The organism is Serratia sp. CY81684, assembly GCF_052166595.1.
GTDB classification, from domain to species: Bacteria; Pseudomonadota; Gammaproteobacteria; order Enterobacterales; family Enterobacteriaceae; genus Serratia; species Serratia nematodiphila.
On record NZ_JBJNOO010000001.1, the window covers coordinates 1,085,412 to 1,109,592 of the forward strand.

The window sequence follows — 24,181 nt, forward strand, 5'->3', positions numbered from 1 at the left end:
GAAAGCAGTAGAATTTGTCACTCATACTGCGTACAGCTAATTGTGTAAAACAAGGAACGCCAGATGGCCGAAGAAACGATTTTCAGTAAAATTATCCGCCGCGAAATCCCTGCTGATGTGGTTTACCAGGATGAACTGGTGACCGCTTTCCGTGACATCTCCCCCCAGGCGCCCACCCATGTGCTGATCGTTCCCAACGTGCTGATCCCAACCGTCAACGACGTGACCGTGGAGCACGAAGCCGCGCTGGGCCGCATGATCACCGCCGCGGCGAAAATCGCCGAACAGGAAGGCATCGCCGAGGACGGCTACCGCCTGATCGTCAACTGCAACCGCCACGCCGGTCAGGAGGTCTATCATATTCATATGCACCTGGTCGGTGGCCGCTCGCTGGGGCCGCTGCTGTCACGTTAAGCGAGGAAATCATGCGCGGTAAAAAAACTCTGCGTGGTCTGATGGCGTTGGCGCTGCCCGCCGCGTTGTTGATGGGATGCAGCTCACCGCCCGGCATCGCGGTCAACCAAGGGCAGACGGTGGTGATGGATCCCTCGGTGCTGACCGCCGGAATTCTGGCCGATACGCCCTCGATTTCGAACGCTTCCGGGCGGGTGATGGCAACCTCGGTGCTCAATAACAGTCAGCCGACGCCGGTCACCGTACATTACCGTTTCTATTGGTACGACGCGCAGGGGCTGGATATTCGCCCCTTCGAGAAACCGCGTGAGATCGTGGTGGCGCCCGACTCGGACGCCAAAATCTACTCGATTAACGGCAATCTGGACGCTAAAAGCGCGCGTCTGTATCTGTACCTGTAAGCGCTTGCCAGGTTTGGAGAAAAAGCATGAAAAAGTACGTCTTAGTGGCGCTGGCCGCATTAACCCTGAGCGGCTGTCTGTCGCGCCCGCCTGAGCCGGAACAACCGTTGCCGCCGGTCACCGTCGAGCCGGATCAGCCGACGCCGCCGGTGGAGCAGCCGCAGCCGCCAACTACCGAGCCGGTGCCGCAGCCGCCGAAAATCCAGCAGCTCGACTGGCTGGGCAGCGTTCAACCGCTGGTGGGGCAGATGTTGAAGGCCGATGGCGTCACGGCCGGCAGCGTGCTGCTGCTGGACAGCGTCAAGAACAACACCAACGGCTCGCTGCAGATGGGCAAAGCCACCGCGGCACTGTATAAGGCGTTGGCGTCGAACTCCACTTTCAGCGTGGTGCCGGAAGCGAAGCTGACCAGCGCCAGACAAACGCTGGGCCTGTCGGCGGATGACAGCTTCGGCTCGCGCAGTAAGGCGATTGGCCTGGCGCGCATCGTCGGCGCGCAGTACGTGCTGTACAGCGATGTCAGCGGCGACGTGAAGTCACCGGCGCTGGATATGCAGCTGATGCTGGTGCAAACCGGCGAGATCGTCTGGTCGGGCAATGGCGCCGTTAAACGCTGAGGCCGCGCTGCGACGATTGATGGAAACCAGACTGCCGGCGGTGAATACCGCCGGTTGTCATTTCAGCCCGGTGCAGGGGCTGACTGGCGAGAGCTGGCGCATCGACGGCTCGGGCGTCACGCTGCTGGCGCGGCAACATAGCGCGGAGAAACGCGCGCTGGGCGTGAGCAGGAGGCGGGAAGCGCAGGTTCTGCGTCGCTGTGCGCCGGGGCTGGGGCCACGGGTTTTCGCGCAGAATAATCAGTGGCTTATCCTTGAATGGCTTGAAGGTGACGTCGTCACAAATGCCGAATTTGACGCGCTGAATCAGCGCGGCGAGCTGGCGGCGATGGTGGCGACGCTGCATCGGCGGCCGCTCAGCGGTTACCGGCTGGATCTGCGGCGGCAATTCCTCCGCTACTGGCAGCAGCTGGATACGCGGCGTTTAACCCCCGCCTGGCTGCGCCTGCAGCGTCATTTTTTACGCAGCGCCTTGCCACGGCCGCTGCGCCTGGCGCCGCTGCACATGGATATCCATCCGGGCAATCTGCTCACCACGGGCGAAGAGCTGCGGCTGATCGACTGGGAGTATGCCGCCGACGGCGACATAGCGCTGGATATCGCCGCGCTGTTTCGCAGCAACGGCTGGTCGGGCGAACAGCAGCAGCGCTTTTTGCAGCACTACGCGTATCAGGGCTATCGCGACGTCGCCCGGTTGCAGGCGCAGGTGCGCCGTTGGCTGCCGTGGGTGGATTATCTGATGCTGCTGTGGTTTGAAGTGCGCTGGCAGCAGAGCGGCGACGTTGAATTTTTGCGCTGGGGCGCTGCGGTGCGCCGGCGATTCTGTTTATCATCATCCGAATTCTGAACGAACAAAATGAAGTGAGGTGCCCGTGGGCCCAGTAATGCTAGATGTCGCCGGCTACGAGCTGGATGCAGAAGAACGCGAGATTTTGAAACACCCGCTGGTTGGCGGATTGATCCTGTTTACCCGTAACTTCCACGATGCGGAGCAACTGCGTGAGCTGGTGCGCCAGATCCGCGCCGCCTCGCACGATCGGCTGGTGGTGGCGGTAGACCAAGAGGGCGGGCGCGTGCAGCGCTTCCGCGAGGGTTTCACCCGTTTGCCGGCGGCGCAGTCGTTCGCCGCGTTGCACGATGCGCAGGAAGGCGGCCGTCTGGCGCAGGAGGCCGGCTGGCTGATGGCGGCGGAGATGATCGCGCTGGATATCGACATCAGCTTCGCGCCGGTGCTGGACATCGGCCACGGCAGCGCGGCGATCGGCGAGCGTTCGTTCCACAGCGATCCGCCGCAGGCGCTGGCGATGGCGGAGCGCTTTATCCTCGGCATGCACAGCGCCGGCATGAAAACCACCGGCAAACACTTCCCGGGGCACGGCGCCGTCAGCGCCGATTCGCACAAGGAAACCCCGCGCGATCCGCGGCCGCTGGCGCAGATCCGCGAGCACGACATGGCGATCTTCCGCGAGCTGATCAACCGCCAGCTGCTGGACGCCGTCATGCCGGCCCACGTCATCTATACTGAAGCGGACCCGCGTCCGGCCAGCGGCTCGCCTTACTGGCTGCAGCAGATCCTGCGTCAGGAGCTGGGCTTCGACGGCGTGATCTTCTCCGACGATCTGTCGATGGAAGGCGCCGCCATCATGGGCAGCTACGCCGAGCGCGGCCAGGCGGCGCTGGATGCCGGATGCGACATGATCCTGGTGTGCAACAACCGCGCCGGTGCGGTCAGCGTGTTGGATAACCTGTCCCCGGTCAAAGCAGAGAAGGTGAAGCGGTTATATCATCGCGGTCAGTTCACCCGTCAGGAACTGCGCGACTCCGAGCGCTGGCAGCAGGCGCACAAAGCGCTCAGCGCGTTGAGCGAGCGTTGGGAGGAGCACAAGCAGCGTTCGCAAGGGTGAATCCAGGTGCCGCATCGCGGCGCAGAGCGGAAATGATGAGGGCCGCGCCCGCGGCCCTTGGCTTGTTGCGAGGATCCACATGATTATCTATTTGCACGGCTTCGATTCCACCAGTCCCGGCAATCATGAAAAGGTATTACAGCTGCAGTTTATCGATCCGGACGTGCGCTTTATCAGCTACAGCACGCTGCATCCGCGTCACGACATGCAGCATCTGTTGAAAGAGGTGGACAAGGCGGTGCAGCAGGGCGGCGATGCGCACCCGTTGATCTGCGGGGTTGGCCTCGGCGGCTTCTGGGCGGAGCGCATCGGCTTCCTGTGCGGCATTCGCCAGGCGATGTTCAATCCCAACCTGTACCCGGAAGAGCACATGCACGGCAAGATAGACCGGCCGGAAGAGTATCGCGATATTGCCACCAAGTGCGTGGAGGATTTCCGCGAGAAAAACCGCGATCGCTGTCTGGTGGTGCTGTCGCGCCACGACGAGGTGCTGGATAACCGGCGCAGCGCCGAATTGCTGCATCACTACTACGAGATCGTGTGGGATGAACAGCAGACGCACAAGTTCAAAAACATCTCTCCGCATCTGCAGCGGCTCAAGGCGTTCAAGGCGCTGGGTTAACAGTTTCATAACGCTGCCGCGAGCCGCGCGCCCCGTTTTTCACCGGCGGAAAGTGCGGCTTTTTTGTACGTCAAAGCAAGATTCTGTGTGGCAATCGGCAAAATTTAAAACTGTGACTCAGCGCTAACTATTTGAATCACAATCCCCAAAAAATCCCCGCGTCCAGCCTTTAACCAAAAAAATTTGATGTACGTCAATTTTGGTATGACCAAATAACCTCACATGCTATTCTGGCTGCAGAGAGCCGATTTATTTTAAGCGAACCCTATGTATTCTAAGGATATTATTTATTTACCCTGGGATAACAAATGGTTCACATTTAGGGGGTTATTTTGACAACGCCAAAGAAGAAAATCGTTATTGTTGGCGGCGGCGCCGGTGGTCTGGAGCTGGCGACCAGCCTGGGCCATAAACTTGGCCGCAAGAACAAAGCCGAGATCACGTTGGTTGATCGCAACCACAGCCATTTGTGGAAACCGCTGTTGCACGAAGTGGCGACCGGTTCCCTCGATGACGGCGTAGATGCGCTCAGCTACCTGGCGCACGCGCGCAATCACCATTTCAGCTTCCAGCTGGGGTCGTTGACCAACATCAACCGTGAGACGCAAACGCTGCAGCTGGCGCAGATCTGCGACGAGCAGGGCGGCGAGCTGGTGCCGGCGCGCGAATTGCCGTACGACATTCTGGTGATGGCGCTGGGCAGCACCTCGAACGATTTCGGTACGCCAGGCGTGAAAGAGCACTGCATCTTCCTGGATAACCCCCATCAGGCACGTCGTTTCCACAACGAAATGCTCAACCTGTTCCTGAAGTTCTCGGCGCAGCCGGGGCAAAAAGAGCGGGTCAACATCGCTATCGTCGGCGGCGGCGCCACCGGCGTTGAACTGTCCGCCGAACTGCACAACGCGGTGAAGCAGTTGCACAGCTACGGCTTTGAAGGCCTGGACAACAGCGCGCTCAACGTGACGCTGGTGGAAGCCGGCGAGCGCATCCTGCCGGCGCTGCCGCCGCGCATTTCCGCCGCCGCGCACCAGGAGCTGATCAAACTGGGCGTGCGCGTGCTGACCAACACCATGGTGACCAGCGCGGACGCCAAAGGCCTGAACACCAAGGGCGGCGAATTCATCGACGCCGATCTGATGGTGTGGGCGGCCGGCATCAAGGCGCCGGACTTTATGAAGGACATCGGCGGCCTGGAAACCAACCGCATCAACCAGCTGGTGGTAGAGCCGACGCTGCAGACCACGCGCGATCCGAACATCTTCGCCATCGGCGACTGCGCTTCCTGTCCGAAAGAGGGCGGCGGTTTCGTGCCGCCGCGCGCGCAGTCGGCGCACCAGATGGCCTCGCGTTGCGCCACCAATATTCTGGCGCTGATGAACGGCCAGACGCTGAAGCCTTACGTGTATAAAGATCACGGCTCGCTGGTGTCGCTGTCGCGCTTCAGCACCGTCGGCAGCCTGATGGGCAACCTGATGCGCGGTTCGATGATGGTGGAAGGGCGCATCGCGCGCTTCGTCTACATCTCGCTGTACCGCATGCATCAGGTAGCGTTGCATGGCTACATCAAAACCGGCCTGATGATGCTGGTGGGCGGCATTAACCGGGTGATCCGTCCGCGCCTGAAGATGCACTGATCCCGCCTTTGTCGACCAACCCGCGCCGGTTCGCCCGCGCGGGTTTTTTTATGGCGGCGCGAGGCGATCGGCGGCGGTTGCTTGATTCTTCTGCATAAGCCGTCGTTGGCATGGGTAAAATTCTTAAGATTCCTCCTAAACAACGGGAAAACGGCCGTTTTCCCGCATTTTTGGTCCCCTTGTCTTATTGCGGGCCTTCAGATCATTGTGCAGACTTTACCTCGTTTACAGACGGCGCGTCGCGCACGCCGTAAACCGGGATACCGCCAGCCGCCCATGCGCAAAATAATAAGCGCGGTGCCAGCCGGTAACAGACCCCGGAAAAAATGCGTGGTAACACTTTCAGGAGGTTTCCTGTGAACAAGTCAATGTTAGCCGGTGTTGGAATTGGTATCGCTGCCGCTCTGGGGATTGCCGCGGTAGCCAGCCTGGACGTCTTTTCTGCCGGTCCGCAATATGCGCAGGTGCTCGCCGCCACACCGATTAAAGAAACCATCAAAACGCCGCGTCAGGAATGCCGCAACGTCACCGTCACGCACCGTGCACCGGTGCAGGATGAAAACCGCATCGCCGGCTCTGTGCTGGGCGCAGTGGCGGGCGGCGTGATTGGCCACCAGTTCGGCGGCGGTCGCGGGCGCGACGTGGCGACCGTGGTCGGCGCGCTGGGCGGCGGCTACGCCGGCAACCAGGTGCAAGGGGCGATGCAGAACAACGACGTCACCACCAGCGTTCAGCAGCGTTGTAAAACGGTCTACGACAAGTCTCAGAAAATGCTGGGCTATGACGTGACCTACAAGATCGGCAATCAGCAGGGCAAGATACGCATGGATCACGATCCGGGCACGCAAATCCCGTTGGATAAAAACGGCCAGCTGGTGCTGAACAGAGCCTGATCGCCACATTCGAATTAAACCCGCGGGCAGTGTTAGTTCTGATCGTTTAACCCGGTTAAGCGAGCGGCGTTAACATTGACGCGGGTTTCTGTTTTCTGCCTGCCCAAAAGTTTGCGATCGTTCTAATGTCTGCGTGCGATATCGCTGGGCGAAACTTCAAAAAAGCCCCTGCGTTTGTTATATTATTGTGCAATTAAGCGGTGTTATCGGCGCCAATCGCCACACCGGCCAAACCCGAGTATTTCGTCTCGCAGAGATAACGACATGTTAGATTTTCGCTTTCCGACAGCGTTGCAAATGGTCCTTAGCGTCGCCGTAGCTGAGAAGCAGGGCATGCGTTCGACGAGCGCCACCCTCGCCGCCGCTCTGGAAGCCAACCCCAGCTTTATCCGCAAACTGATGGTGCCGCTGACCAAAGACGGCATCATCGTTTCCACCCTGGGCCGAAACGGCTCTATCCACCTCGGCCGCCCGGCGGAAGAGATCACCCTGCGGGACATCTATCTGGCGGTGATCGACGACAAGCGCATCTGGGCTTCCCGCCCTGAAGTGCCGGCTCGTTGCCTGGTGAGCGCCAACGCCTGCTGGTATTTCAAATCGGTGGTGAACGAGGCCGAGCAGGCTTCGCTCGCGGTGCTGGCGCGCCACACCGTGGCCGACTCGCTGGCCGAGCTGGAGCGTGGCGACAAGCGCGCCTGCGCGGAATACGCCGCCGAGCAAGAGGCTGAAGCCGCCGGTAAATAATGCCGGATGGAGCGCATAAAAAAGGTCGGGCATTGCCCGACCTTTTTGCATTTCAGGATGATGATTACGCCGTCTGCGGCTGCGCTTTGCGCGCCACCAGGCGCCGCAAGGTGACGTAGAACACCGGCGTCAGGAACAGCCCGAACAGGGTGACACCCAGCATGCCGGAGAACACCGTGATGCCGGTGACGCCGCGCACTTCGGCGCCGGCGCCATGGCCAAGGATCAGCGGGATGGTGCCGGCGATGAAGGCGATGGAGGTCATCACGATCGGCCGCAGCCGCAGGCGGCAGGCCTCCAGCGCCGCTTCGACGATGCCTTTGCCCTGCATTTCCAGTTCGCGGGCGAACTCGACGATCAGAATGGCGTTTTTGCAGGCCAGCCCCATCAGAACGACCAGCCCGACCTGCACAAACACGTTGTTGTCGCCGCCGGTCAGCCACACGCCGAACAGCGCCGACAGCATGGTCATCGGCACGATCAGGATCACCGCCAGCGGCAGCGTCCAGCTTTCGTACAGCGCCGCCAGCGCGAGGAACGCCAGCAGCACCGCCACCGGGAACACCACCAGCGCGGCGTTACCCTGGGTCGATTGCTGGTAACTCAGATCGGTCCACTGGATATTCATGCCGTTCGGCAACAGCTTGCCGGCCATCTGCGTCAGCGCGCCCATCGCCTGGGTAGAGGAGAGCACGCGCGGATCGGCGTCGCCGATCAGATCCGCTGCCGGGAAACCGTTGTAACGGATCACCGGATCCGGACCGTAGGTGGTGCCGATGCTGACCATACTGCCGATCGGCACCATTTCGCCCTTGTCGTTGCGGGTGCGCAGGTTGGCGATGTCTTCCACGCTGTCGCGGAATTGGCCGTCGGCCTGCGCCATCACCTTCCAGGTGCGGCCGTAACGGTTGAAGTCGTTAATGTAAGACGAACCGAGGTAGGTCTGCAGCGTGCTGAACAGCGCATTGAGCGGCACCCCCTGCGCCTTGGCCTTGTCGCGATCGATTTTGGCGTCCAGCTGCGGCACGTTGGCCTGATAGGAGGAGATCGGGAACCCCATTCCCGGCGTTTGCATAATGGCGCCGGACAGGGTGTTGATCGCCGTCTGCAGCGCGCCGTAACCCAGCCCGCCGCGATCCTGCACGTACAGCGAATAGCCGGAGCCCTGGCCGATGCCGAGGATCGGCGGCGGCATGATCGAGAAAGCGAAGCCTTCCTGGATCTGTGAAATGCGCGCGTTGATCTCGGCGTTGATCTGCGCTGCGGTGCGGGTACGGGTGCTCAACGACTCCAGCGCGAAGAACACCGTGCCGGTATTCGGCGTATTGGTGAACTGCAGCGCGTTCAGGCCGGGGAAGGCCACCGCATCGGTGACGCCGTCCACGCTCAGGCCGATGGCGCTCATCTTGCGGATCACCGCATCGGTGCGTTCCAGCGAGGCGCCTTCCGGCATCTTCACGCCGCCGATCAGGTACAGCTTGTCCTGCGTCGGGATAAACCCGCCGGGCACGGTCTTGAACATCACGCCGGCGGCGGCCAGCAGCAGCAGGTAGACGACGAACACTGCGCCGCGCCGGCCCAGCACGCGGGAGACGCCCTGTTGGTAGCGTTGCGAACCGCTGGCGAAGAAGCGGTTGAACGGCCGGAACAGCCAGCCGAACAGCCGGTCGATCAGGCGCGACGGCAGGTCTTTCGGCGCGCCGTGCGGCTTCAGCAAGCGCGCCGCCAGCGCCGGCGACAGGGTCAGCGAGTTGATGGCGGAGATCACCGTCGAGATGGCGATGGTGACGGCGAACTGTTTGTAGAACTGGCCGGTAACGCCGGAGAGGAACGCCATCGGCACGAACACCGCACACAGCACCACGGCGATGGCGATGATCGGGCCGGAGACCTCGCGCATCGCCTGGTGCGCCGCCGCCAGCGGCGACAGCCCCTCTTCGATATTACGCTCGACGTTTTCTACCACCACGATGGCGTCATCCACCACGATGCCGATCGCCAGCACCAGCCCGAACAGGCTGAGGGTGTTGAGCGAGAAGCCCAGCAGATACAGCGCGGCGAAGGTGCCGACCACGGAGATCGGCACCGCCAGCAGCGGAATGATCGAGGCGCGCCAGGTCTGCAGGAACAGAATGACCACCAGCACCACCAGGATCACCGCTTCCAGCAGGGTGTCCACCACCGCGCGGATCGAATCACGCACGAACACCGTCGGATCGTATGGCGACTTCCAGCTCATGCCGTCCGGGAAGCGGGTAGCCAGCTCGGCCATCTTGCCGCGCACCGCGTCCGACAGCTCGATGGCGTTGGCGCCCGGCGACTGGAAGATGCCGATGCCGACCGCATCCTTGTTATTGAGCTGGGCGCGCAGCGCGTAGCTGCCGGAGCCCATTTCGATGCGCGCCACGTCGCGCAGCCGCACGATCTCGCCGTTATCGCCGCTCTTGAGAATGATGTTGCCGAACTCTTCTTCGGTTTGCAGGCGCCCCTGGGCGTTGATCGACAGCAGATAGTCGCTGCGCGTCGGCATCGGCTCCGCGCCGAGCTGGCCGGCGGAGACCTGCACGTTCTGCTCCTGCATGGCGTTCACCACGTCGGAGGCGGTCAGCCCGCGCGCGGCGACCTTGTTCGGATCGAGCCAGATGCGCATCGCATATTCGCCGGCGCCGAAGATCTGCACCTGGCCGACGCCCGGCAGGCGGGCCAGCTCATCCTTGACCTTCAGGGTGGCGTAGTTGCGCAGGTACAGCGAGTCGTACTTGCCGGAAGGCGATACCAGATGCACCACCAGCGTCAGCGCCGGAGACTGTTTCTGGGTGGTGATGCCCTGGCGGCGCACGTCTTCCGGCAGGCGCGCTTCGGCCTGCGCCACGCGGTTTTGCACCTGCACCTGCGCCTGATCGGGATCGGTGCCCGGGCGGAAGGTGACGGTGGTCACCAGCACGCCGTCGGAACCGGCGACCGATTTCATGTACATCATGTTTTCGACGCCGTTGATCGCTTCTTCCAGCGGCGTGGCCACCGTTTCAGCGATCTCTTTCGGGTTGGCGCCCGGGTATTCTGCACGCACCTGCACGCTGGGCGGCACCACGTCCGGGTACTCGCTGATCGGCAGCAGCGGGATGGCTATCACCCCGGCGACAAAAATCAGTATCGACAGCACCGCGGCGAAGATCGGCCGGTCGATGAAAAAGCGGGAAAAGTCCATGGGTCAGAAGTCTCTGCTGGGAGCTTAGTTAAGCGTGGAGGCGATAGGGTTCATGGCAACGGCTTTCGCGTCGACCGGCATGCCCGGCATAAACACTTTCTGCATGCCGTCGACGATCACCCGATCGCCGTTTGCCAACCCTTTCTGCACGATGCGCAATCCTTCGGCCATGCGGCCCACGTCAATGTCGCGGCGCTGCGCCTTGCCGTCTTTATCGACGATGTAAACGAACTTGCGGTTCTGGTCGGTCATCACCGCTTTGTCGTCGATCAGCATGGCGTTGAACTCGGCGCTGCCGGGCATCTGTACCCGGGCGAACAGCCCCGGCGTGAAGCGGCGATCGCGGTTGTCGAGCAGGGCGCGCATGCGGATGGTGCCGGTCCCGGCGTTCAGTTGGTTATCGGTGAAGTCCACCAGCCCCTGATGCGGAGTGCCGTCTTCGCCTACCAGGCCGACTTTCACCGGCAGGCGGGCATCGTGCCGGCCTTGCTGCTGATAGCGCAGGAAGGTGGCTTCATCCACGTCGAAATAGACGTAGACCTTGTCGAGCGACACCAGCGTCGTCAGCACGCTGGCGCTGTCGCCGGCGGTGACCAGGTTGCCGGCGGTGATCATCGCGCGGCTGGCGCGCCCGTCAATCGGCGCGGTAACGCGGGTAAAGTCGAGATTCAGCTGCGCCATATCGAGCTGGGCTTGCGCCGCCAGCACGTTGCTTTGCGCCTGCGCGGCGGACGACCGACGCTGCTCCCACACTTCCTGAGAGATGGCCTGAGTGCCGATCAGTTTCTCGGTGCGCGAGGATTCGCTGCGCGCCAGGGCGGCCTGGTTGCGCGCCCGCACCAGCTCTGCCTGCGCCTGTTCGCGCGCGGCGCGGTAGGTGCGATCGTCGATGGTGAACAGCACCTGGCCTTTTTTCACCTCGTCGCCTTCGGTGTAGTTGACCCGCTCGATGTAACCAGAGACCCGTGGGCGCAGTTGCACGCTCTGCACCGCCTCGACCCGGCCGTTGAAGGCATCCCACTGGCTGATCGGCTTGACCACCACGCTGGCGGCGCTGACCACCGGCGGCGGCGGTGGGGCATTGTGCGCGACGCTGTTGTCGCATCCGGCGAGCAGGGCGGCCAACAGCGCCACCCCGGAGATCCGCTGGCCCAGAGCGACGGCGCGCGTGCGGCCGCCGGCGTTGAACGATGAGTTTGGTTGATTTGCCATTATTTTTATTCCGATAAGTAAGCGCGGTCAGGCCCCATACCCGGCCCTGTTCTCCGGGATTCGCCCCGCGCCGGCGTGCGGTGAGGGGGCGGCTGCGCCGTGCAGCGGCGCAACGTTAGGTTTTGAAACACATTGGTGTCACATTAATGTATCAATATCGGTTACATTAATTGGGTGGAGTATAGTGGCGGCTTTCCAGTAAATGCAATAATAAAAATTGCATTTAAAGCGAAACTGTTGCAACGTATGTGCATCGGGCAGAGGGTGACCCTGCCGAATGATGGGAGCATCTGCATGAACACTACGGGCTTTATTACCGATTTGAAGGCGTGGATCGACAACAATCTGGAAGAGAAACTGGATATCAACACCGTGGCTGACCGCGCGGGCTATTCCAAATGGCATCTGCAGCGCATGTTCAAACGCCAGACCGGCTACGCGCTGGGGGAGTATATCCGCATGCAAAAACTGAAAGTGTCGGCGGAGCGCCTGGCCAACAGCGGCGAGCCTATCGTCAGCGTGGCGATCTCGCTCGGCTTCGACTCACAGCAGTCGTTCAACCGCAGCTTCAAACGCCAATTCGGCCAAACGCCGGGCGACTGGCGCCGCGCGCTGGCGCAGCCGGCGTCAATGGGGCGCACGCACCACTGAGCGGTTGGGGTGTGGGGAGAAAAAAGCCTGAATTTGTGTTCGGGCTTTTTTGTATGGCGGTGAGGGAGGGATAGATTCGCTGCGCTCACCCTGCGGGCCGCCGTTGGCGGTCCAAAACGCAAACGTTTTGTCGAACCCTGTCGAGGGTTCTCACCCTCCCGGTCGGTGCGCTATGCATACAAAAAAGCCTGAACTTTCGCTCAGGCTTTCTCGTTAGAATATGGCGGTGAGGGAGGGATTCGAACCCTCGATACACTTTCGCGTATACACACTTTCCAGGCGTGCTCCTTCAGCCACTCGGACACCTCACCATATTTTTTTGTTGCGAAATCATCGCTGCAACGGGGCGCTACTATAGGGAGTGGGGCCGATCCGGTCAAGAATAATTTCTGTGTTTTTGTTCGTCCGCTCAAGCCGTGTTCACTTTGCTGAAAACTGCGGCGAACGGCAGGGCAGAAGTCATGAAAAGGTGGGAAAATCAGAAGTAAGGTTCGTGGATAACCGGTGGAAATGGGAATTACGGGCGCGGGCTGTGGGCTTGATTCGCTGCGCTCACCCTACGGGCCGCCGTTGGCGGTCCAAAACGCAGGCGTTTTGTCGAACCCTGTCGAGGCTTCTCGCCCCTCTCGGCGGTGCGCCATGCAAAAAAAAAAGCCTGGACGCGAATCCAGGCTTTCTCTTTGAATTTGGCGGTGAGAGAGGGGTTCGAACCCTCGATACACTTTCGCGTATACACACTTTCCAGGCGTGCTCCTTCAGCCACTCAGACACCTCACCGTTTTGTTGTCGAAAACGCTTTGCGCTGTCGACGGGCGCTAATGTAGGAGAATCTGATCTCAGCGTCAACCCTCTTATTTCATTCTCATGACTGTTTAGCCAAACTTGCAGCAATTTGCTGATTTACCGAACGATATTCCCACTCTTGGCCACCGGCGGGCAGGGCGGACTGCGTTCAAAACGCGTGAAAGATGATTGTTTGACCTTTTTCTGTACGGGTAGCTCAATATATCGCCAATGAGATCGGTCTATTTGCTGTTATATGCATTAATACTGGATTATTAGTCAAATGTGTCGCTAAATGGAATCATGTCGGCGCGGCGTTTTTGGCAAGGAACATCACGGCGCCGCGCAGATTGCCGGGAGACAGGCCGGCGATATCGCAGACAGGGACAGACTCATTACATAATAATGCAGTAGAGGTTCGTTTTGACTCCTTCAGATGCCATGCCGGCGCCGCAAGCGCGCCATGCCATTCCCCCCGGTGCGGGGGCGCTGTTCTTCATCCAGATCTTCGCCACGCTGGGCTTCGCCGTGCTTTACTCCACGCTGGTGCTGTACGCCACCAAGCGATTGGGCTTCAACGAAAGCAGCGCCAACGCCATGATGGGCGTGTTCGGCGCCTTCAACTATGGTCTGCACATGTTCGGCGGCTACCTCGGCGGCCGTTTCCTCAGCAACCGCAACCTGTTCGTGCTGGGCATGGTGCTGCAGGTGATCGGCTGCGCGCTGATTGCCGTCGCGGGCGTGTGGGGGCTGTACTGGGGGCTGGCGATGTTCCTGACCGGCAGCGGCCTTAACGTGACCTGCATTAATATGATGCTCACCCAGCGTTTCAAACCGGACGATGACCGGCGCGAATCGGCATTCCTGTGGAACTACGCCGGCATGAACCTCGGGTTCTTCGTTGGCTTTACCGTCGCCGGGTATTTCCAACTGACGGAAAACTATCGCGCGCTGTTCCTGTTCGCCACGCTGGGCAATGCGGCGGCGATCATCGTCGCCGTCTGCCGCTGGCGGATTCTGGCGGATCTCAATACGCCGCTGCACGATGCCAGCCGCAGCCAATACCGTTGGCGCATGCTGGTCGGGCTGGCGGTGCTGGTGGCGCTGGTGCCGATTATCCGCGTGATGCTGACCCACGCCGAGTTCAGCGGCCACTTCGTGATCGTGCTCGGCGCGCTGATCTTCCTGATGCTGTGCGTGGTGACGCTGCGCCACCATCCGCGCGATGAGCGCCGCAGAATGGCGGCCTATCTGATCCTGGCGCTGGGGTCGCTGGTGTTCTGGGCGCTGTATCAGCTGGCGCCGATGGGGCTGATGCTGTTCTCCGAGCACAACATCAACCTGAACGTTTACGGCATTCAGGTGGCGCCGCAGTGGATCCAGAACATCAACACGCTGGTGATCGTGGTGGGCGGCCCGCTGCTCGCCTGGTGGTTCAACCGCCTGCGCGCCCGCGGTTGCAACATCGACATTCCGCTGCAGTTCTCCGGCTCGCTGTTCTGCATCGGGCTGGGCATGCTGGTGCTGCCGCTGGGCATCAGCATGGCGGGCGGCGACGGGCTGGTGGCGTTCAAATGGATCGTCATCAGCTATGTGCTGCAAAGCGTCGGTGAATTGATGATCTCGCCGATCGGTTACGCGATGATCGGCAAGCTGGCGCCGCCGCGCTATCAGGGCGTGATGATGGGCTGCTGGATGATGGTGACCGGCGTCGCCTCGGTGCTGGCGGGCTACGTCTCCGGCCTGATGCCGGAAAACAGCGGCAGCACGCCGCTGCAAACCAATCCCGGCTACAGCGAAATCTTCAGCGCGCTGGGTTGGGGGGCGACGGGCGTCGGCGTGGCGATGCTGATTTTAATTCCGCTGTTGCGGCGCCTTATCCGGCGCGACGGTCCGTCTGCCGCCTGATTTTGCGAACATGCACAACAGCCCCACTGGTCGGGGCTGTTTTTATTTTGGGCTTTAACGCTTGCATCCGGCGGCGAATCGCGGAAGGCTGAAGGAAAACCAATAAAAACAAACCGGAGCCCGCAGTATGAACATCATCTATTACCACCCCTTGTTTAACGCCCAGGAATGGCTGACCGGCATCAAGCAACGCCTGCCGCAGGCCGAGATCCGCGAATGGCAGCGCGGCGACGAGCGGCCGGCGGATTACGCGCTGGTATGGCGCCCGCCGCACGAGATGTTAGCCAACCGCCGCGATCTGAAAGCGGTGTTCGCCCTCGGCGCCGGCGTCGACGCCATTCTCGATCAGGAGCGCAAACACCCCGGCACACTGCCCGCCGGCGTGCCGCTGCTGCGGCTGGAGGATACCGGCATGGCGCAGCAGATGCAGGAATATGCGCTGAGCTATGTGCTGCGCTATTTCCGCCGTTTCGACGAGTATCAGGCGTTGCAGCAGCGGCAGGAATGGCAGCCGCTCGATCCGCACTCGCTGGATGATTTCACTATCGGCATCCTAGGCGCCGGCGTGCTGGGGCAGAGCGTGGCGCGCAAGCTGACCGAGTTTGGCTTCAGCGTACGCTGCTGGAGCCGCAGCGCCAAACAGATCGACGGCGTGCAAAGCTTCGCCGGAGAGGCGCAGCGCGGCGCCTTTCTCGACGGCGTCAAACTGCTGATCAACCTGCTGCCCAATACGCCGGAGACCGTCGGCATTCTCAACCGCGAGCTGTTCGCGCAACTGCGGCCGGGCGCTTACCTCATCAACATCGCGCGCGGCGCGCATCTGGTGGAGGCCGATCTGCTGGCGGCGCTGGAGCAGGGGCAGCTGGCCGCCGCCACGCTGGACGTGTTCGCCCGCGAGCCGCTGCCGCAGGATCACCCGTTCTGGCGTCATCCGCGTGTCACCATTACCCCGCATATTGCTGCCATCACGTTGCCGCAGCAGGCGATGGATCAGATCGCCGCCAACATCCGCGCGCTGGAGGCGGGGCATGCCCCGGCCGGCGTGGTCGACAGGCAGCGGGGTTACTGAGCCTTCAGCCGCCGTTCGGTAACTGATAAGCTGTTATCGTCATCGCGCCTGCCCGTACCTTTGCGGGCGGGCCCTCTGGAAGGAGAAACAATGTACCCCGTTGATTTGCATATGCACACCGTCGCCAGCACCCACGCTTACAGCACGCTGCACGATTACATCGCCGAAGCCCAGCAGAAGGGCATCAAGCTGTTCGCCATCACCGATCACGGCCCGGACATGGCCGATGCGCCGCACTACTGGCACTTCATGAACATGCACGTGTGGCCGCGCCGGGTGAACGGCGTGGGCATCTTGCGCGGTATCGAAGCCAACATCAAAAACCTGCAGGGCGATATCGACTGCACCGGCCCGATGCTGACCGCCACCGACGTGATCATCGCCGGTTTCCATGAGCCGGTGTTTGCGCCGCAGGATAAAGCGTCCAATACTGAAGCGATGATCGCCGCGATGGCGCAGGGAGACGTGCATATCATCAGCCACCCCGGCAACCCGCGTTACCCGATCGACATTCCCGCCGTTGCGGCGGCGGCGGCCAAATACGAAGTGGCGCTGGAGCTGAATAACTCGTCGTTCACCCACTCCCGCAAGGGCAGCGAGGCCAACTGCCGGGCGATCGCCGCCGCGGTGCGCGACGCCGGCGGCTGGCTGGCGCTGGGTTCGGATTCGCACGTCGCTTTTTCACTGGGTAATTTCGAGCACTGCGAGCGCATCATCGAAGAGGTGGGCTTCCCGCAGGAGCGCATTCTCAACGTCAGCCCGCGCCGGTTGCTGGATTTTCTCGAGCGGCGCGGCAAGCCGGCGATTGCGGAATTGGCCGATTTGTGACATCGTCCCGGCAAAATTTTCCGTATTGTATAAGGCCTTATCATGAATGAGTTTTCCATTGTTTGCCGCGTGCTGGGTACGCTGTTCTACCGCCAGCCGCAGGATCCGCTGCTGGTGCCGCTGTTCGCGCTGATCAAAGAGGGCAAGCTGCAGCAGCACTGGCCGCTGGAGCAGGATGACCTGCTGAAGCGCCTGCAGCAGGGCTGCGACGTCAACCAGCTGGCGACCGACTTCAACGCGATGTTCGTCGGCAGCGAATGCAGCGTGTCGCCGTTCCGCTCCGACTACGTCGAAGGCGCCAGCGAAGCGGAAGTGCGCACCTTCCTGCAGCAGCGCGGCATGCCGCTGGCCGAGGCGCCGGCCGACCATTTCGGCCAGCTGCTGCTGGCGGCCTCCTGGCTGGAAGATCAGTCGCAGGAAGATGAAGCGCAGGCGCAGATCGCGCTGTTCGACGAGTTTCTGCTGCCGTGGTGCGGCCGCTTCCTCGGCAAAGTGGAAGCGCACGCCACCACCGGTTTCTACCGCACGCTGGCGCTGATGACCCGCGACGCCATCCAGGCGATGCGCGACGAGCTGGCGGAGTACGAGCAGGACGACGAAGCGGGCGACGAAGACGCGTAACGCCGCAGCCATCCAGGCGGGCCGCCCGGCCCGCCGATCCGCTAAACACAGGTTTGCATCCCCCAGACGTAAATTGACAAAAGATCCCCTAATCTGGCGGTTTACCGTCGGTTCGGCCGCGCCTGCGCGCCGCGCTTTTTCACGCAAGGGGGAGATGATGAAAAGTAACTGGATGCAGCAGATTCAAACGTTGATCGGGCAGAAGGCCGGCGCGATGGGCGGGGCGGAAGGCATCGGCAAGCTGCTGGCGCCCACGGCGCTGGGCGGTTTGGTCGGCGTGCTGTTGGCCAACAAATCCTCGCGCAAGCTGGTGGGCAAGTTCGGCAAGAATGCGCTGATTATCGGCGGCAGCGCGGCGGTGGGCGCGGTGCTGTGGAACAAGTATAAGCAGCGGGTGAAAGAGACCCATCAGGACGAACCGCAGTTCGGTTTGCAAACCACGCCGGTGGATCTGCGCGCCAAGCGTTTGGTGCAGGCGCTGGTGTTCGCCGCCAAGAGCGACGGCCATATCGATGCCGACGAGCAGCGCGCCATCGATCACAGCCTGTCGCAGCTGCAGGTGGGGGAAGAGGCGCAGGGCTGGGTGCAGGAAGCGCTCGATCAGCCGCTCAACCCGGAATTGATCGCCCGCAGCGTGCAAAATGAAGACGAGGCGCTGGAGGTTTACTACCTGAGCTGTCTGGTGATCGACGTCGATCACTTTATGGAGCGCGGCTACCTCGATGCGCTGGCGCAGGCGCTGAAGATCCCGGCGGACGTCAAGCAGGGCATCGAGAGCGACGTCAACGAGAAAAAGCGCGAGCTGGCGTAGCGCCGCTTGGCAAGCCGGGGGGAATCGTGTCACTCTTGCCGCAATCTATGTAAGCGGATGATTTAGCAATGATGACCCCACCGAAAGCGGAAAAACGCCCTTATCCCATCACCATCCACGGCGACACGCGCGTGGATGACTACTACTGGCTGCGCGACGACGAGCGCGCAGACCGCCAGGTGCTGGACTACCTGCAGGCGGAGAACGCCTACACCGATGCGATGCTGAAGCCGCAGCAGGCGCTGCGCGAAACCCTGTACGAAGAGATGGTGGCGCGTATTCCGCAGCAGGAACATTCGGTGCCTTACGTGCGCCACGGCTATCGCTATCAGACGCGCTACGAGCCGGGCAACGAATACGCGATTTATGTGCGCCAGCCGCAGGCCGAGAGCGAGCACTGGGAAGTGCTTATCGACGGCAACCAGCGCGCCGAGAACCACGAGTTTTATACCCTGGGCGGGCTGGACGTCAGCCCCGACAATCAGCGGCTGGGGGTAGCGGAAGATTTCCTGTCGCGCCGCCAGTATGACATTCGCTTCAAGAACCTGGCCGACGGCAGCTGGGCGGACGAAGTGTTGGAAAATACCTCCGGCAGCTTCGAGTGGGCTAACGACTCCTCGACGGTGTACTACGTGCGCAAGCACGCCAAGACGCTATTGCCGTATCAGGTCTATCGCCACGTGGTGGGCAGCGATCCGCGGCAGGATGAGCTGATTTACGAAGAGCTGGACGATACCTTTTACGTCGGGCTGGAGAAGACCACCTCCGAGCGTTTTATCCTGATCCACCTGAGCAGCACCACCACCTCGGAGATCCTGCTGCTGGACGCCGATCGTGCGGACGCCAAGCCGCAGCTGTTCGTGCCGCGCCGCAAGGATCACGAGTACGCCATCGATCACTATCACCAGCATTTCTACATCCGCTCCAACAAGGACGGCAAGAACTTCGGCCTGTACCAAAGCGAGCAGGCGGACGAAGCGCAGTGGCAGACGCTGATCGCTCCGCGCGCCGACGTGATGCTGGAAGGCTTCAGCCTGTTCCGCGACTGGCTGGTGGTGGAAGAGCGCAATGCCGGCCTGACGCTGCTGCGCCAGATCCACTGGCAGACGGGCGAAGAGAAACGCATCGCCTTCGACGATCCGACCTACACCACCTGGCTGGCGTATAACCCGGATCCGCAAACCGCGCTGCTGCGCTACGGCTATTCGTCGATGACCACCCCGACCACGCTGTACGAGCTGAACATGGACAGCGGTGAGCGGACGATGCTCAAACAGCAGGAAGTGAAGAACTTCACGCCGGAAAACTACCGCAGCGAGCGGGTGTGGGTGAAGGCGCGCGACGGCGTCGAGGTGCCGGTCTCGCTGGTGTATCGCCAGGACAGCTTCCAGCGCGGCGCCAACCCGCTGATGGTGTACGGCTACGGCTCTTACGGCAGCAGCATGGATCCGGCGTTCAGCGCCAGCCGCCTGAGCCTGCTGGATCGCGGTGTCGTGTTCGCGCTGGCGCACATTCGCGGCGGCGGCGAGCTGGGGCAGCTGTGGTATGAAGACGGCAAACTGTTCAACAAGCAGAACACCTTCAACGATTTTATCGACGTGACCGAAACGCTGATCGCCCAGGGGTACGGCGACGGCAAGCGGGTGTTCGCCATGGGCGGCAGCGCCGGCGGCCTGCTGATGGGCGCGGTGATCAACCAGGCGCCGCAGCTGTTCCACGGCGTGGTGGCGCAGGTGCCGTTCGTCGATGTGGTGACCACCATGCTGGACGAGTCGATCCCGCTGACCACCGGCGAATACGACGAGTGGGGCAACCCGAACGAGCAGGCCTATTACGACTACATCAAACAGTACAGCCCGTACGATCAGGTGAAGGCGCAGGCATACCCGCATCTGCTGGTGACCACCGGCCTGCACGATTCGCAGGTGCAGTATTGGGAGCCGGCCAAGTGGGTGGCCAAGCTGCGCGAGCTGAAAACCGACGATCGGCAGCTGCTGCTGTATACCGACATGGATGCCGGCCACGGCGGCAAATCCGGCCGTTTCAAGGCCTATGAGGATATTGCGCTGGAGTACGCCTTCATTCTGGCGCTGGCGGAGTAACGGCGAACAGCGGGCGGCCTGCGCCGCCCGCTGTGCTAGCCAATCAGATAGTATTTCAGCGTGTGTTTCATGTCCGGGCTCAGATCGTCGATGGATTTCAGCATCCAGCGCAGATAGCCGGGATCTTCCTGGGCGATGCGATCGATTTCCTGCCCGCGATACTTGCCGAATTTGAACTTCTTCAGCAGCACCGGCTGTTCGGTGATCTGCACCATTTGCTCCGGCGTCCAACCCGAATCCTTGATGATGCGTTGCAGCAGCGCGGCGGTGACGTAGCAGTCGTACAGCGCGCGGTGCGGGTACAGCGTGGCGTCTGCCGGCAGCTGCACGTCCAGGTTCAGCGCGTAGCGCAGATACTGGTTGCCGTACTTGATGTCCGGATACAGCGTGCGCGCCAGCTTGAGGGTGCAGATCCAGGCGCCGTTCATCTCCGGCAATACCCCGCGATCAAAGGCGGCGTTGTGCGCCACATAGTAGGGGCTGCCCTGATAGCGGCCGATCGCCACCGCAATGCGCGGTTTGCCTTCCACCATCTGTTCGGTGATGTGATGAATCGCCATCGCGTCGAGGCTGATAGGGCGATCCGGGCTGACCAGGTCGCTCATCGGATTGGTTAACTGGCCGTCGAGCAGATCGAGGGAGGCCACTTCCACCACGCCGCCGTCCAGCCCGCAGGTCTCGGTATCTATTACGCGTAACGTCATGCTTTCCTCCGCGTTGCCGTCAGGCTTCAGCTTAACCGGCACAGGCGGCCGTGCCAACCGTCGGAAGTCTTGCCGGCGATGATAAGACCAGGGGCGTCATCCGGCGCGGCAACCAAAAGCGCTCCCGTTTCATCCCAGATGGCGCTGCGGCCTGCCGGGATCCAGCCGCCGGTCGGCGCCGCATGGTTGGCCATCAGCGTGACCATGCCGTAACGCCGGGCATAGCCTGCCAGCGCGGCGCTGTCTTTCGCGTAACCGGCTTCAGATACCAGCACGCCGGCAGCATAAATCTGCGCGCCCGCCTGTGCGGCGGCGCTTGCGTGGCCGGGCTCCGAAGTATCGGCGCAGATGGCTAGCGCGATGCGTTGCTGCTGTATTTCCAGCAGCGAGCCGCCATCGCCGGGCAAGAACCGTTGCCGTTCCGCGCCGTGCAGATGCTGCTTGGTATAGGGCGTCAATGCGCCATTGGGATGAAAGATCAAGGCGGCGATATGCAGCGCCTGGCCGCTGCGTAAGGGCGCGCCGACGACGATCGTCATCTGATGCGATTGCGCCGCCGCAGCGAGCGGTTGCAGACGCGGATCGCCCAGCGTCAGCGCCAGTTCGGCAGCATCAGCCAGTTCATAGCCGCTGAGCGACAGTTCGGGAAACACCAGCAGCTGCACCTGCTGTTGGGCTGCCTGCGCGACAAATTCAAGGTGGCGTTCAAGGTTACAGGCGATATCGGCCGCAGCGGCGGGGTATTGGGCGGCGGCGAGGGTGAAGCAGGACATCGGCCATCTCTCCTGTGAGGCAATAAAAAACCCGCCTTGGCGGGTTTAATGACGGATGGAAGGACGCTTACTCACCAGACGGATGCGCTTTTTTGGCGCGTTTCTCCGCACGTTTCTCTGCTGGGGTTTTCAACGGCTTCTTCTTCGCATTTTTTTTGCTATCCATTCCCTTACTCATGATGGCCTCTCGTTACCTATGATTGGGTGGCTTGCTCAGCCATTAACCGCCTAAAGCCGGCAGGATGCAAGCGACAAAGTGCGAATTGCACTTAACCGGCTGTTTGCACGTGAAATTTTGTTTTTGGATGACCGGGTGATAAAAATAATTATTATGTTATAATATTACACTTTCAATGTTCGGAGAACGCAATGACTGTGATGGCATTACCGGATGCGCAGCAACTGCTGGCCATGCCGGATTCTGATTATATGAACTCGGTTCAACGGGCGTTTTTCCGTCAGCTGCTGCAGGATGAGCGGCAAAAGCTGCTGCTGCACATCGATGAGCTGAAAAAAGAGATCGATGGCGGCGAAGCGACGGGCGATGAGGCCGATAAGGCGGCGCGCGAAGAGGATCTGCGCCTGCTGTTCCGCCAGCTGGATCGCGAAAGCCGCCTGTTGCCGAAAATCGATGCGGCGCTGGCGCGCTTGCAGAACGGCGAATACGGCTACTGCCGGGAAACCGGCGAACCCATCGGGCTGGCGCGTCTGCTGCTGCGCCCGACGGCGGAACTGAGCATCGAGGCGAAAACCGCGCAGGAGATGCGCGAGCCGCATATGCGTAAAGGCGGGTAAGGTCTCAGCCGCCGAGCGTATCCACCAACAGATCGAGAAAGCGCCTGACGCGTGGTTCCAGCAGGCGCTTATTCGGATAGAGCGCCACAATCCTGACTTCTTCACCCGCCACGGCACGCAACACCTGCCGCAGACGGCCGGCGGCCAAGTCCTCCGCAATCATAAACTCCGGCAGATACGCGATGCCCAACCCGGACAGAGCGGCGTCGCGTAACGCTTCCCCACTGTCCAGCCGCAGGCGGCCGCGCACCGGGGCCTTGACCCATTCGCCGCGCTCGTCGCGCAGCCGCCAGGGCTGTTTTTGGTTGCGGCTGCTGAACAGCAGAGCCTCATGCCCGGCGAGCGACTCGACGGTAAGCGGTTCGCCACGGGCGGCGAGGTAGGCGGGGGAGGCGCACAGCAGGGCGCGATACCTGGCGAGGGTTCTGGACACCAGCCGGGTATCCGGCGCCGTGACGCCGATCCGCACCGCTAAATCAAATCCTTCTTCCACGATATCCGCCAGGCGATCGGAAAAACTGATCTCCACCTGCACCTCAGGCCAGGCGACGAGAAATTTCGGCACCAGCGGCAACAGGATCCGTCTGCCGAAGGCGGCGGGAGCGGTCAACCGCAGCACCCCGCGTGCGGTGCCTTTGTCGCCGGCCACGCTGGCCTCGGCGTCGTCGACCGAAGCGAGGATCTGCAGACCGCGCCGATAAAACTCTCGCCCCTCATCGGTCAGGCCAAGCGAACGCGTGGTGCGATGCAACAGCCGCACGCTCAGCCGCTGCTCCAGACGCGCGATGGCTTTGCCCGCCGCCGAGCGCGACAGCCCCATCGTCTGTCCGCCGGCGACAAAACTGCCGGCGTCGACGACGGCCATGAAAACCTGAATGTCATTGAGATTCGCCCGCAACATGCCGCCCCCCGAGATTCGATGATAAGATAATTAATTTAACATATTCAATGAATTAACTGCATATCCAATGTCGTTTCAGTGACGACGGCCATTCGCCAATCAAACGATTATAGTCGCCATGGAAACGATAAACGGTTGGAGAAGCAGCATGAAAAACGGCATCACGCACTACCATCACGGGGTCATTTGGGAAGAGGAGAATGGCGTGTCCCAAGGCATTCGCGTCAAAGACACCCTCTATATTTCGGGGCAGTTTTCCCATGATATGCAGGGTGAGTTTATCGGCGCGGGCGATATCGAACGGCAAACCCAACAGACGTTGGACAACCTGGATCGGGTATTGGCGGGATTCGGCGCCGAACGTTCGAACCTGGCGTATGTGGAGATCTACCTGACCGACGTACAGGCGCATTTTGAACCGTGCGTTGCGTTGTTCAAGCGCTATGTCGGCGATCACCGGCCCGCCGGTTCGCTGATCGGCGTCACCGGGCTGGCTTCGCCCGAGCAGTTGGTGGAGATCAGCGCGATCGCGCACCTCAACTGATCGGGCCTGTGGGCATTTTGCCGGCAGGTCGTTGTGATT

At 61.5% G+C, this 24,181-nt stretch carries 23 protein-coding genes, 2 tRNA genes and 1 other RNA gene; 18 read left to right on the plus strand and 8 right to left on the minus strand.

All coding sequences use genetic code 11. The features are described from left to right. The first annotated feature begins 63 nt into the window (after positions 1 to 63). The 9 genes from hinT to ACJ8QF_RS05425 all read left to right on the plus strand — a co-directional run bounded on the left by hinT (position 64) and on the right by ACJ8QF_RS05425 (position 7,232). A complete protein-coding gene (gene hinT / locus ACJ8QF_RS05385) occupies positions 64 to 414 on the plus strand; it encodes a purine nucleoside phosphoramidase (protein WP_004928776.1) in 351 nt (116 codons plus the stop codon). Positions 415 to 425: 11 nt separating this feature from the next. After that, on the plus strand, positions 426 to 815 hold the full coding sequence (locus ACJ8QF_RS05390) for a YcfL family protein (protein WP_015377465.1): 390 nt from the start codon (positions 426 to 428) through the stop codon (positions 813 to 815). Positions 816 to 841: 26 nt separating this feature from the next. Further along, positions 842 to 1,432, plus strand: a complete 591-nt coding sequence (gene lpoB / locus ACJ8QF_RS05395; RefSeq protein WP_021504924.1) for a penicillin-binding protein activator LpoB — start codon at positions 842 to 844, stop codon at positions 1,430 to 1,432. Next, a complete protein-coding gene (gene thiK / locus ACJ8QF_RS05400) occupies positions 1,413 to 2,279 on the plus strand; it encodes a thiamine kinase (protein WP_442537339.1) in 867 nt (288 codons plus the stop codon). Before lpoB ends, thiK begins: the two co-directional genes overlap by 20 nt. 37 nt (positions 2,280 to 2,316) lie before the next feature. Next, the gene (gene nagZ, locus ACJ8QF_RS05405) at positions 2,317 to 3,336 is read left to right on the plus strand and encodes a beta-N-acetylhexosaminidase (protein ID WP_286094040.1); all 1,020 of its coding nucleotides are present in this window, start codon (positions 2,317 to 2,319) and stop codon (positions 3,334 to 3,336) included. A 79-nt stretch (positions 3,337 to 3,415) separates the two neighbouring features. Beyond that, positions 3,416 to 3,958, plus strand: a complete 543-nt coding sequence (gene ycfP, locus ACJ8QF_RS05410; protein ID WP_015377468.1) for an alpha/beta hydrolase YcfP — start codon at positions 3,416 to 3,418, stop codon at positions 3,956 to 3,958. Positions 3,959 to 4,290: 332 nt separating this feature from the next. After that, the gene (locus tag ACJ8QF_RS05415; protein ID WP_004928794.1) at positions 4,291 to 5,595 is read left to right on the plus strand and encodes an NAD(P)/FAD-dependent oxidoreductase; all 1,305 of its coding nucleotides are present in this window, start codon (positions 4,291 to 4,293) and stop codon (positions 5,593 to 5,595) included. 356 nt (positions 5,596 to 5,951) lie between these two features. Beyond that, a complete protein-coding gene (locus ACJ8QF_RS05420) occupies positions 5,952 to 6,488 on the plus strand; it encodes a glycine zipper 2TM domain-containing protein (RefSeq protein ID WP_004928798.1) in 537 nt (178 codons plus the stop codon). A gap of 264 nt (positions 6,489 to 6,752) precedes the next feature. Next, on the plus strand, positions 6,753 to 7,232 hold the full coding sequence (locus ACJ8QF_RS05425) for an RrF2 family transcriptional regulator (protein ID WP_015377469.1): 480 nt from the start codon (positions 6,753 to 6,755) through the stop codon (positions 7,230 to 7,232). Between the two features lie 64 nt (positions 7,233 to 7,296). On the opposite strand, the gene sdeB is transcribed toward ACJ8QF_RS05425, so the two are convergent. Then, positions 7,297 to 10,440 carry a multidrug efflux RND transporter permease subunit SdeB gene (sdeB, locus tag ACJ8QF_RS05430; protein WP_442537340.1) on the minus strand — a complete coding sequence of 1,048 codons (3,144 nt, stop codon included), beginning with the start codon at positions 10,438 to 10,440 and terminating at the stop codon, positions 7,297 to 7,299. A gap of 24 nt (positions 10,441 to 10,464) precedes the next feature. Next, the gene (gene sdeA / locus ACJ8QF_RS05435) at positions 10,465 to 11,652 is read right to left on the minus strand and encodes a multidrug efflux RND transporter periplasmic adaptor subunit SdeA (protein ID WP_442537341.1); all 1,188 of its coding nucleotides are present in this window, start codon (positions 11,650 to 11,652) and stop codon (positions 10,465 to 10,467) included. 294 nt (positions 11,653 to 11,946) lie between these two features. Here sdeA and ACJ8QF_RS05440 point away from each other — a divergent pair, with 294 nt between their 5' ends. After that, entirely contained in the window at positions 11,947 to 12,303 is a 357-nt protein-coding gene (locus ACJ8QF_RS05440) for a helix-turn-helix domain-containing protein (RefSeq protein ID WP_004928813.1), read from the plus strand. 54 nt (positions 12,304 to 12,357) lie between these two features. Here ACJ8QF_RS05440 and ACJ8QF_RS05445 read toward each other — a convergent pair. The 3 genes from ACJ8QF_RS05445 to ACJ8QF_RS05455 form a co-directional block, all read right to left on the minus strand. Continuing rightward, positions 12,358 to 12,477, minus strand: a non-coding RNA gene (locus ACJ8QF_RS05445) — RtT sRNA. A gap of 47 nt (positions 12,478 to 12,524) precedes the next feature. Further along, a tRNA-Ser gene (locus tag ACJ8QF_RS05450) sits at positions 12,525 to 12,614 on the minus strand. Between the two features lie 376 nt (positions 12,615 to 12,990). Continuing rightward, a tRNA-Ser gene (locus tag ACJ8QF_RS05455) sits at positions 12,991 to 13,080 on the minus strand. 447 nt (positions 13,081 to 13,527) lie between these two features. On the opposite strand from ACJ8QF_RS05455, the gene ACJ8QF_RS05460 reads away from it, so the two are divergent. From ACJ8QF_RS05460 to ACJ8QF_RS05485, 6 genes are all read left to right on the plus strand, one after another. Continuing rightward, a complete protein-coding gene (locus tag ACJ8QF_RS05460; protein WP_049202801.1) occupies positions 13,528 to 14,994 on the plus strand; it encodes a peptide MFS transporter in 1,467 nt (488 codons plus the stop codon). A 127-nt stretch (positions 14,995 to 15,121) separates the two neighbouring features. Further along, positions 15,122 to 16,063 (plus strand): glyoxylate/hydroxypyruvate reductase GhrA, encoded by a 942-nt coding sequence (gene ghrA / locus ACJ8QF_RS05465; RefSeq protein ID WP_021505290.1) that lies wholly within the window; start codon positions 15,122 to 15,124, stop codon positions 16,061 to 16,063. A gap of 90 nt (positions 16,064 to 16,153) precedes the next feature. Continuing rightward, positions 16,154 to 16,891: a phosphatase gene (locus ACJ8QF_RS05470; protein ID WP_004928821.1), complete on the plus strand. Its 738-nt coding sequence runs from the start codon at positions 16,154 to 16,156 to the stop codon at positions 16,889 to 16,891. A 42-nt stretch (positions 16,892 to 16,933) separates the two neighbouring features. Beyond that, positions 16,934 to 17,512 carry a TorD/DmsD family molecular chaperone gene (locus ACJ8QF_RS05475; protein ID WP_015377474.1) on the plus strand — a complete coding sequence of 193 codons (579 nt, stop codon included), beginning with the start codon at positions 16,934 to 16,936 and terminating at the stop codon, positions 17,510 to 17,512. Positions 17,513 to 17,669: 157 nt separating this feature from the next. Further along, positions 17,670 to 18,323 (plus strand): tellurite resistance TerB family protein, encoded by a 654-nt coding sequence (locus ACJ8QF_RS05480; protein ID WP_033645518.1) that lies wholly within the window; start codon positions 17,670 to 17,672, stop codon positions 18,321 to 18,323. 68 nt (positions 18,324 to 18,391) lie between these two features. Further along, positions 18,392 to 20,425 (plus strand): S9 family peptidase, encoded by a 2,034-nt coding sequence (locus ACJ8QF_RS05485; RefSeq protein ID WP_131164347.1) that lies wholly within the window; start codon positions 18,392 to 18,394, stop codon positions 20,423 to 20,425. Positions 20,426 to 20,460: 35 nt separating this feature from the next. Here the strand turns inward: ACJ8QF_RS05485 and exoX are convergent, their stop codons facing one another. Beyond that, a complete protein-coding gene (gene exoX / locus ACJ8QF_RS05490; RefSeq protein WP_004928833.1) occupies positions 20,461 to 21,129 on the minus strand; it encodes an exodeoxyribonuclease X in 669 nt (222 codons plus the stop codon). A 26-nt stretch (positions 21,130 to 21,155) separates the two neighbouring features. Continuing rightward, positions 21,156 to 21,902, minus strand: coding sequence for a carbon-nitrogen hydrolase family protein (locus ACJ8QF_RS05495; protein WP_131164346.1), 747 nt, complete (start codon positions 21,900 to 21,902; stop codon positions 21,156 to 21,158). 369 nt (positions 21,903 to 22,271) lie between these two features. Between ACJ8QF_RS05495 and dksA the strand changes: the two genes are divergently transcribed. Continuing rightward, complete coding sequence (gene dksA, locus ACJ8QF_RS05500) at positions 22,272 to 22,697, plus strand: RNA polymerase-binding protein DksA (protein ID WP_004928840.1); 426 nt, start codon at positions 22,272 to 22,274, stop codon at positions 22,695 to 22,697. Between the two features lie 4 nt (positions 22,698 to 22,701). Here dksA and ACJ8QF_RS05505 read toward each other — a convergent pair whose 3' ends face one another. Beyond that, positions 22,702 to 23,598 carry a LysR family transcriptional regulator gene (locus ACJ8QF_RS05505; protein WP_131164345.1) on the minus strand — a complete coding sequence of 299 codons (897 nt, stop codon included), beginning with the start codon at positions 23,596 to 23,598 and terminating at the stop codon, positions 22,702 to 22,704. Positions 23,599 to 23,746: 148 nt separating this feature from the next. Between ACJ8QF_RS05505 and ACJ8QF_RS05510 the strand changes: the two genes are divergently transcribed. Next, complete coding sequence (locus ACJ8QF_RS05510; protein ID WP_004928846.1) at positions 23,747 to 24,142, plus strand: RidA family protein; 396 nt, start codon at positions 23,747 to 23,749, stop codon at positions 24,140 to 24,142. The last annotated feature ends 39 nt before the right edge of the window (positions 24,143 to 24,181 follow it).

Excerpts from the sequence above, each read along its gene's own strand:
- hinT (WP_004928776.1), top strand. The coding sequence starts at position 64 with ATGGCCGAAGAAACGATTTTCAGTAAAATTATCCGCCGCGAAATCCCT.
- ACJ8QF_RS05390 (WP_015377465.1), top strand. The coding sequence starts at position 426 with ATGCGCGGTAAAAAAACTCTGCGTGGTCTGATGGCGTTGGCGCTGCCC.
- lpoB (WP_021504924.1), top strand. The coding sequence starts at position 842 with ATGAAAAAGTACGTCTTAGTGGCGCTGGCCGCATTAACCCTGAGCGGC.
- thiK (WP_442537339.1), top strand. The coding sequence starts at position 1,413 with ATGGCGCCGTTAAACGCTGAGGCCGCGCTGCGACGATTGATGGAAACC.
- nagZ (WP_286094040.1), top strand. The coding sequence starts at position 2,317 with ATGCTAGATGTCGCCGGCTACGAGCTGGATGCAGAAGAACGCGAGATT.
- ycfP (WP_015377468.1), top strand. The coding sequence starts at position 3,416 with ATGATTATCTATTTGCACGGCTTCGATTCCACCAGTCCCGGCAATCAT.
- ACJ8QF_RS05425 (WP_015377469.1), top strand. The coding sequence starts at position 6,753 with ATGTTAGATTTTCGCTTTCCGACAGCGTTGCAAATGGTCCTTAGCGTC.
- sdeB (WP_442537340.1), bottom strand. The coding sequence starts at position 10,440 with ATGGACTTTTCCCGCTTTTTCATCGACCGGCCGATCTTCGCCGCGGTG.
- sdeA (WP_442537341.1), bottom strand. The coding sequence starts at position 11,652 with ATGGCAAATCAACCAAACTCATCGTTCAACGCCGGCGGCCGCACGCGC.
- ACJ8QF_RS05440 (WP_004928813.1), top strand. The coding sequence starts at position 11,947 with ATGAACACTACGGGCTTTATTACCGATTTGAAGGCGTGGATCGACAAC.
- ACJ8QF_RS05460 (WP_049202801.1), top strand. The coding sequence starts at position 13,528 with ATGCCGGCGCCGCAAGCGCGCCATGCCATTCCCCCCGGTGCGGGGGCG.
- ghrA (WP_021505290.1), top strand. The coding sequence starts at position 15,122 with ATGAACATCATCTATTACCACCCCTTGTTTAACGCCCAGGAATGGCTG.
- ACJ8QF_RS05470 (WP_004928821.1), top strand. The coding sequence starts at position 16,154 with ATGTACCCCGTTGATTTGCATATGCACACCGTCGCCAGCACCCACGCT.
- ACJ8QF_RS05475 (WP_015377474.1), top strand. The coding sequence starts at position 16,934 with ATGAATGAGTTTTCCATTGTTTGCCGCGTGCTGGGTACGCTGTTCTAC.
- ACJ8QF_RS05480 (WP_033645518.1), top strand. The coding sequence starts at position 17,670 with ATGAAAAGTAACTGGATGCAGCAGATTCAAACGTTGATCGGGCAGAAG.
- ACJ8QF_RS05485 (WP_131164347.1), top strand. The coding sequence starts at position 18,392 with ATGATGACCCCACCGAAAGCGGAAAAACGCCCTTATCCCATCACCATC.
- exoX (WP_004928833.1), bottom strand. The coding sequence starts at position 21,129 with ATGACGTTACGCGTAATAGATACCGAGACCTGCGGGCTGGACGGCGGC.
- ACJ8QF_RS05495 (WP_131164346.1), bottom strand. The coding sequence starts at position 21,902 with ATGTCCTGCTTCACCCTCGCCGCCGCCCAATACCCCGCCGCTGCGGCC.
- dksA (WP_004928840.1), top strand. The coding sequence starts at position 22,272 with ATGACTGTGATGGCATTACCGGATGCGCAGCAACTGCTGGCCATGCCG.
- ACJ8QF_RS05505 (WP_131164345.1), bottom strand. The coding sequence starts at position 23,598 with ATGTTGCGGGCGAATCTCAATGACATTCAGGTTTTCATGGCCGTCGTC.
- ACJ8QF_RS05510 (WP_004928846.1), top strand. The coding sequence starts at position 23,747 with ATGAAAAACGGCATCACGCACTACCATCACGGGGTCATTTGGGAAGAG.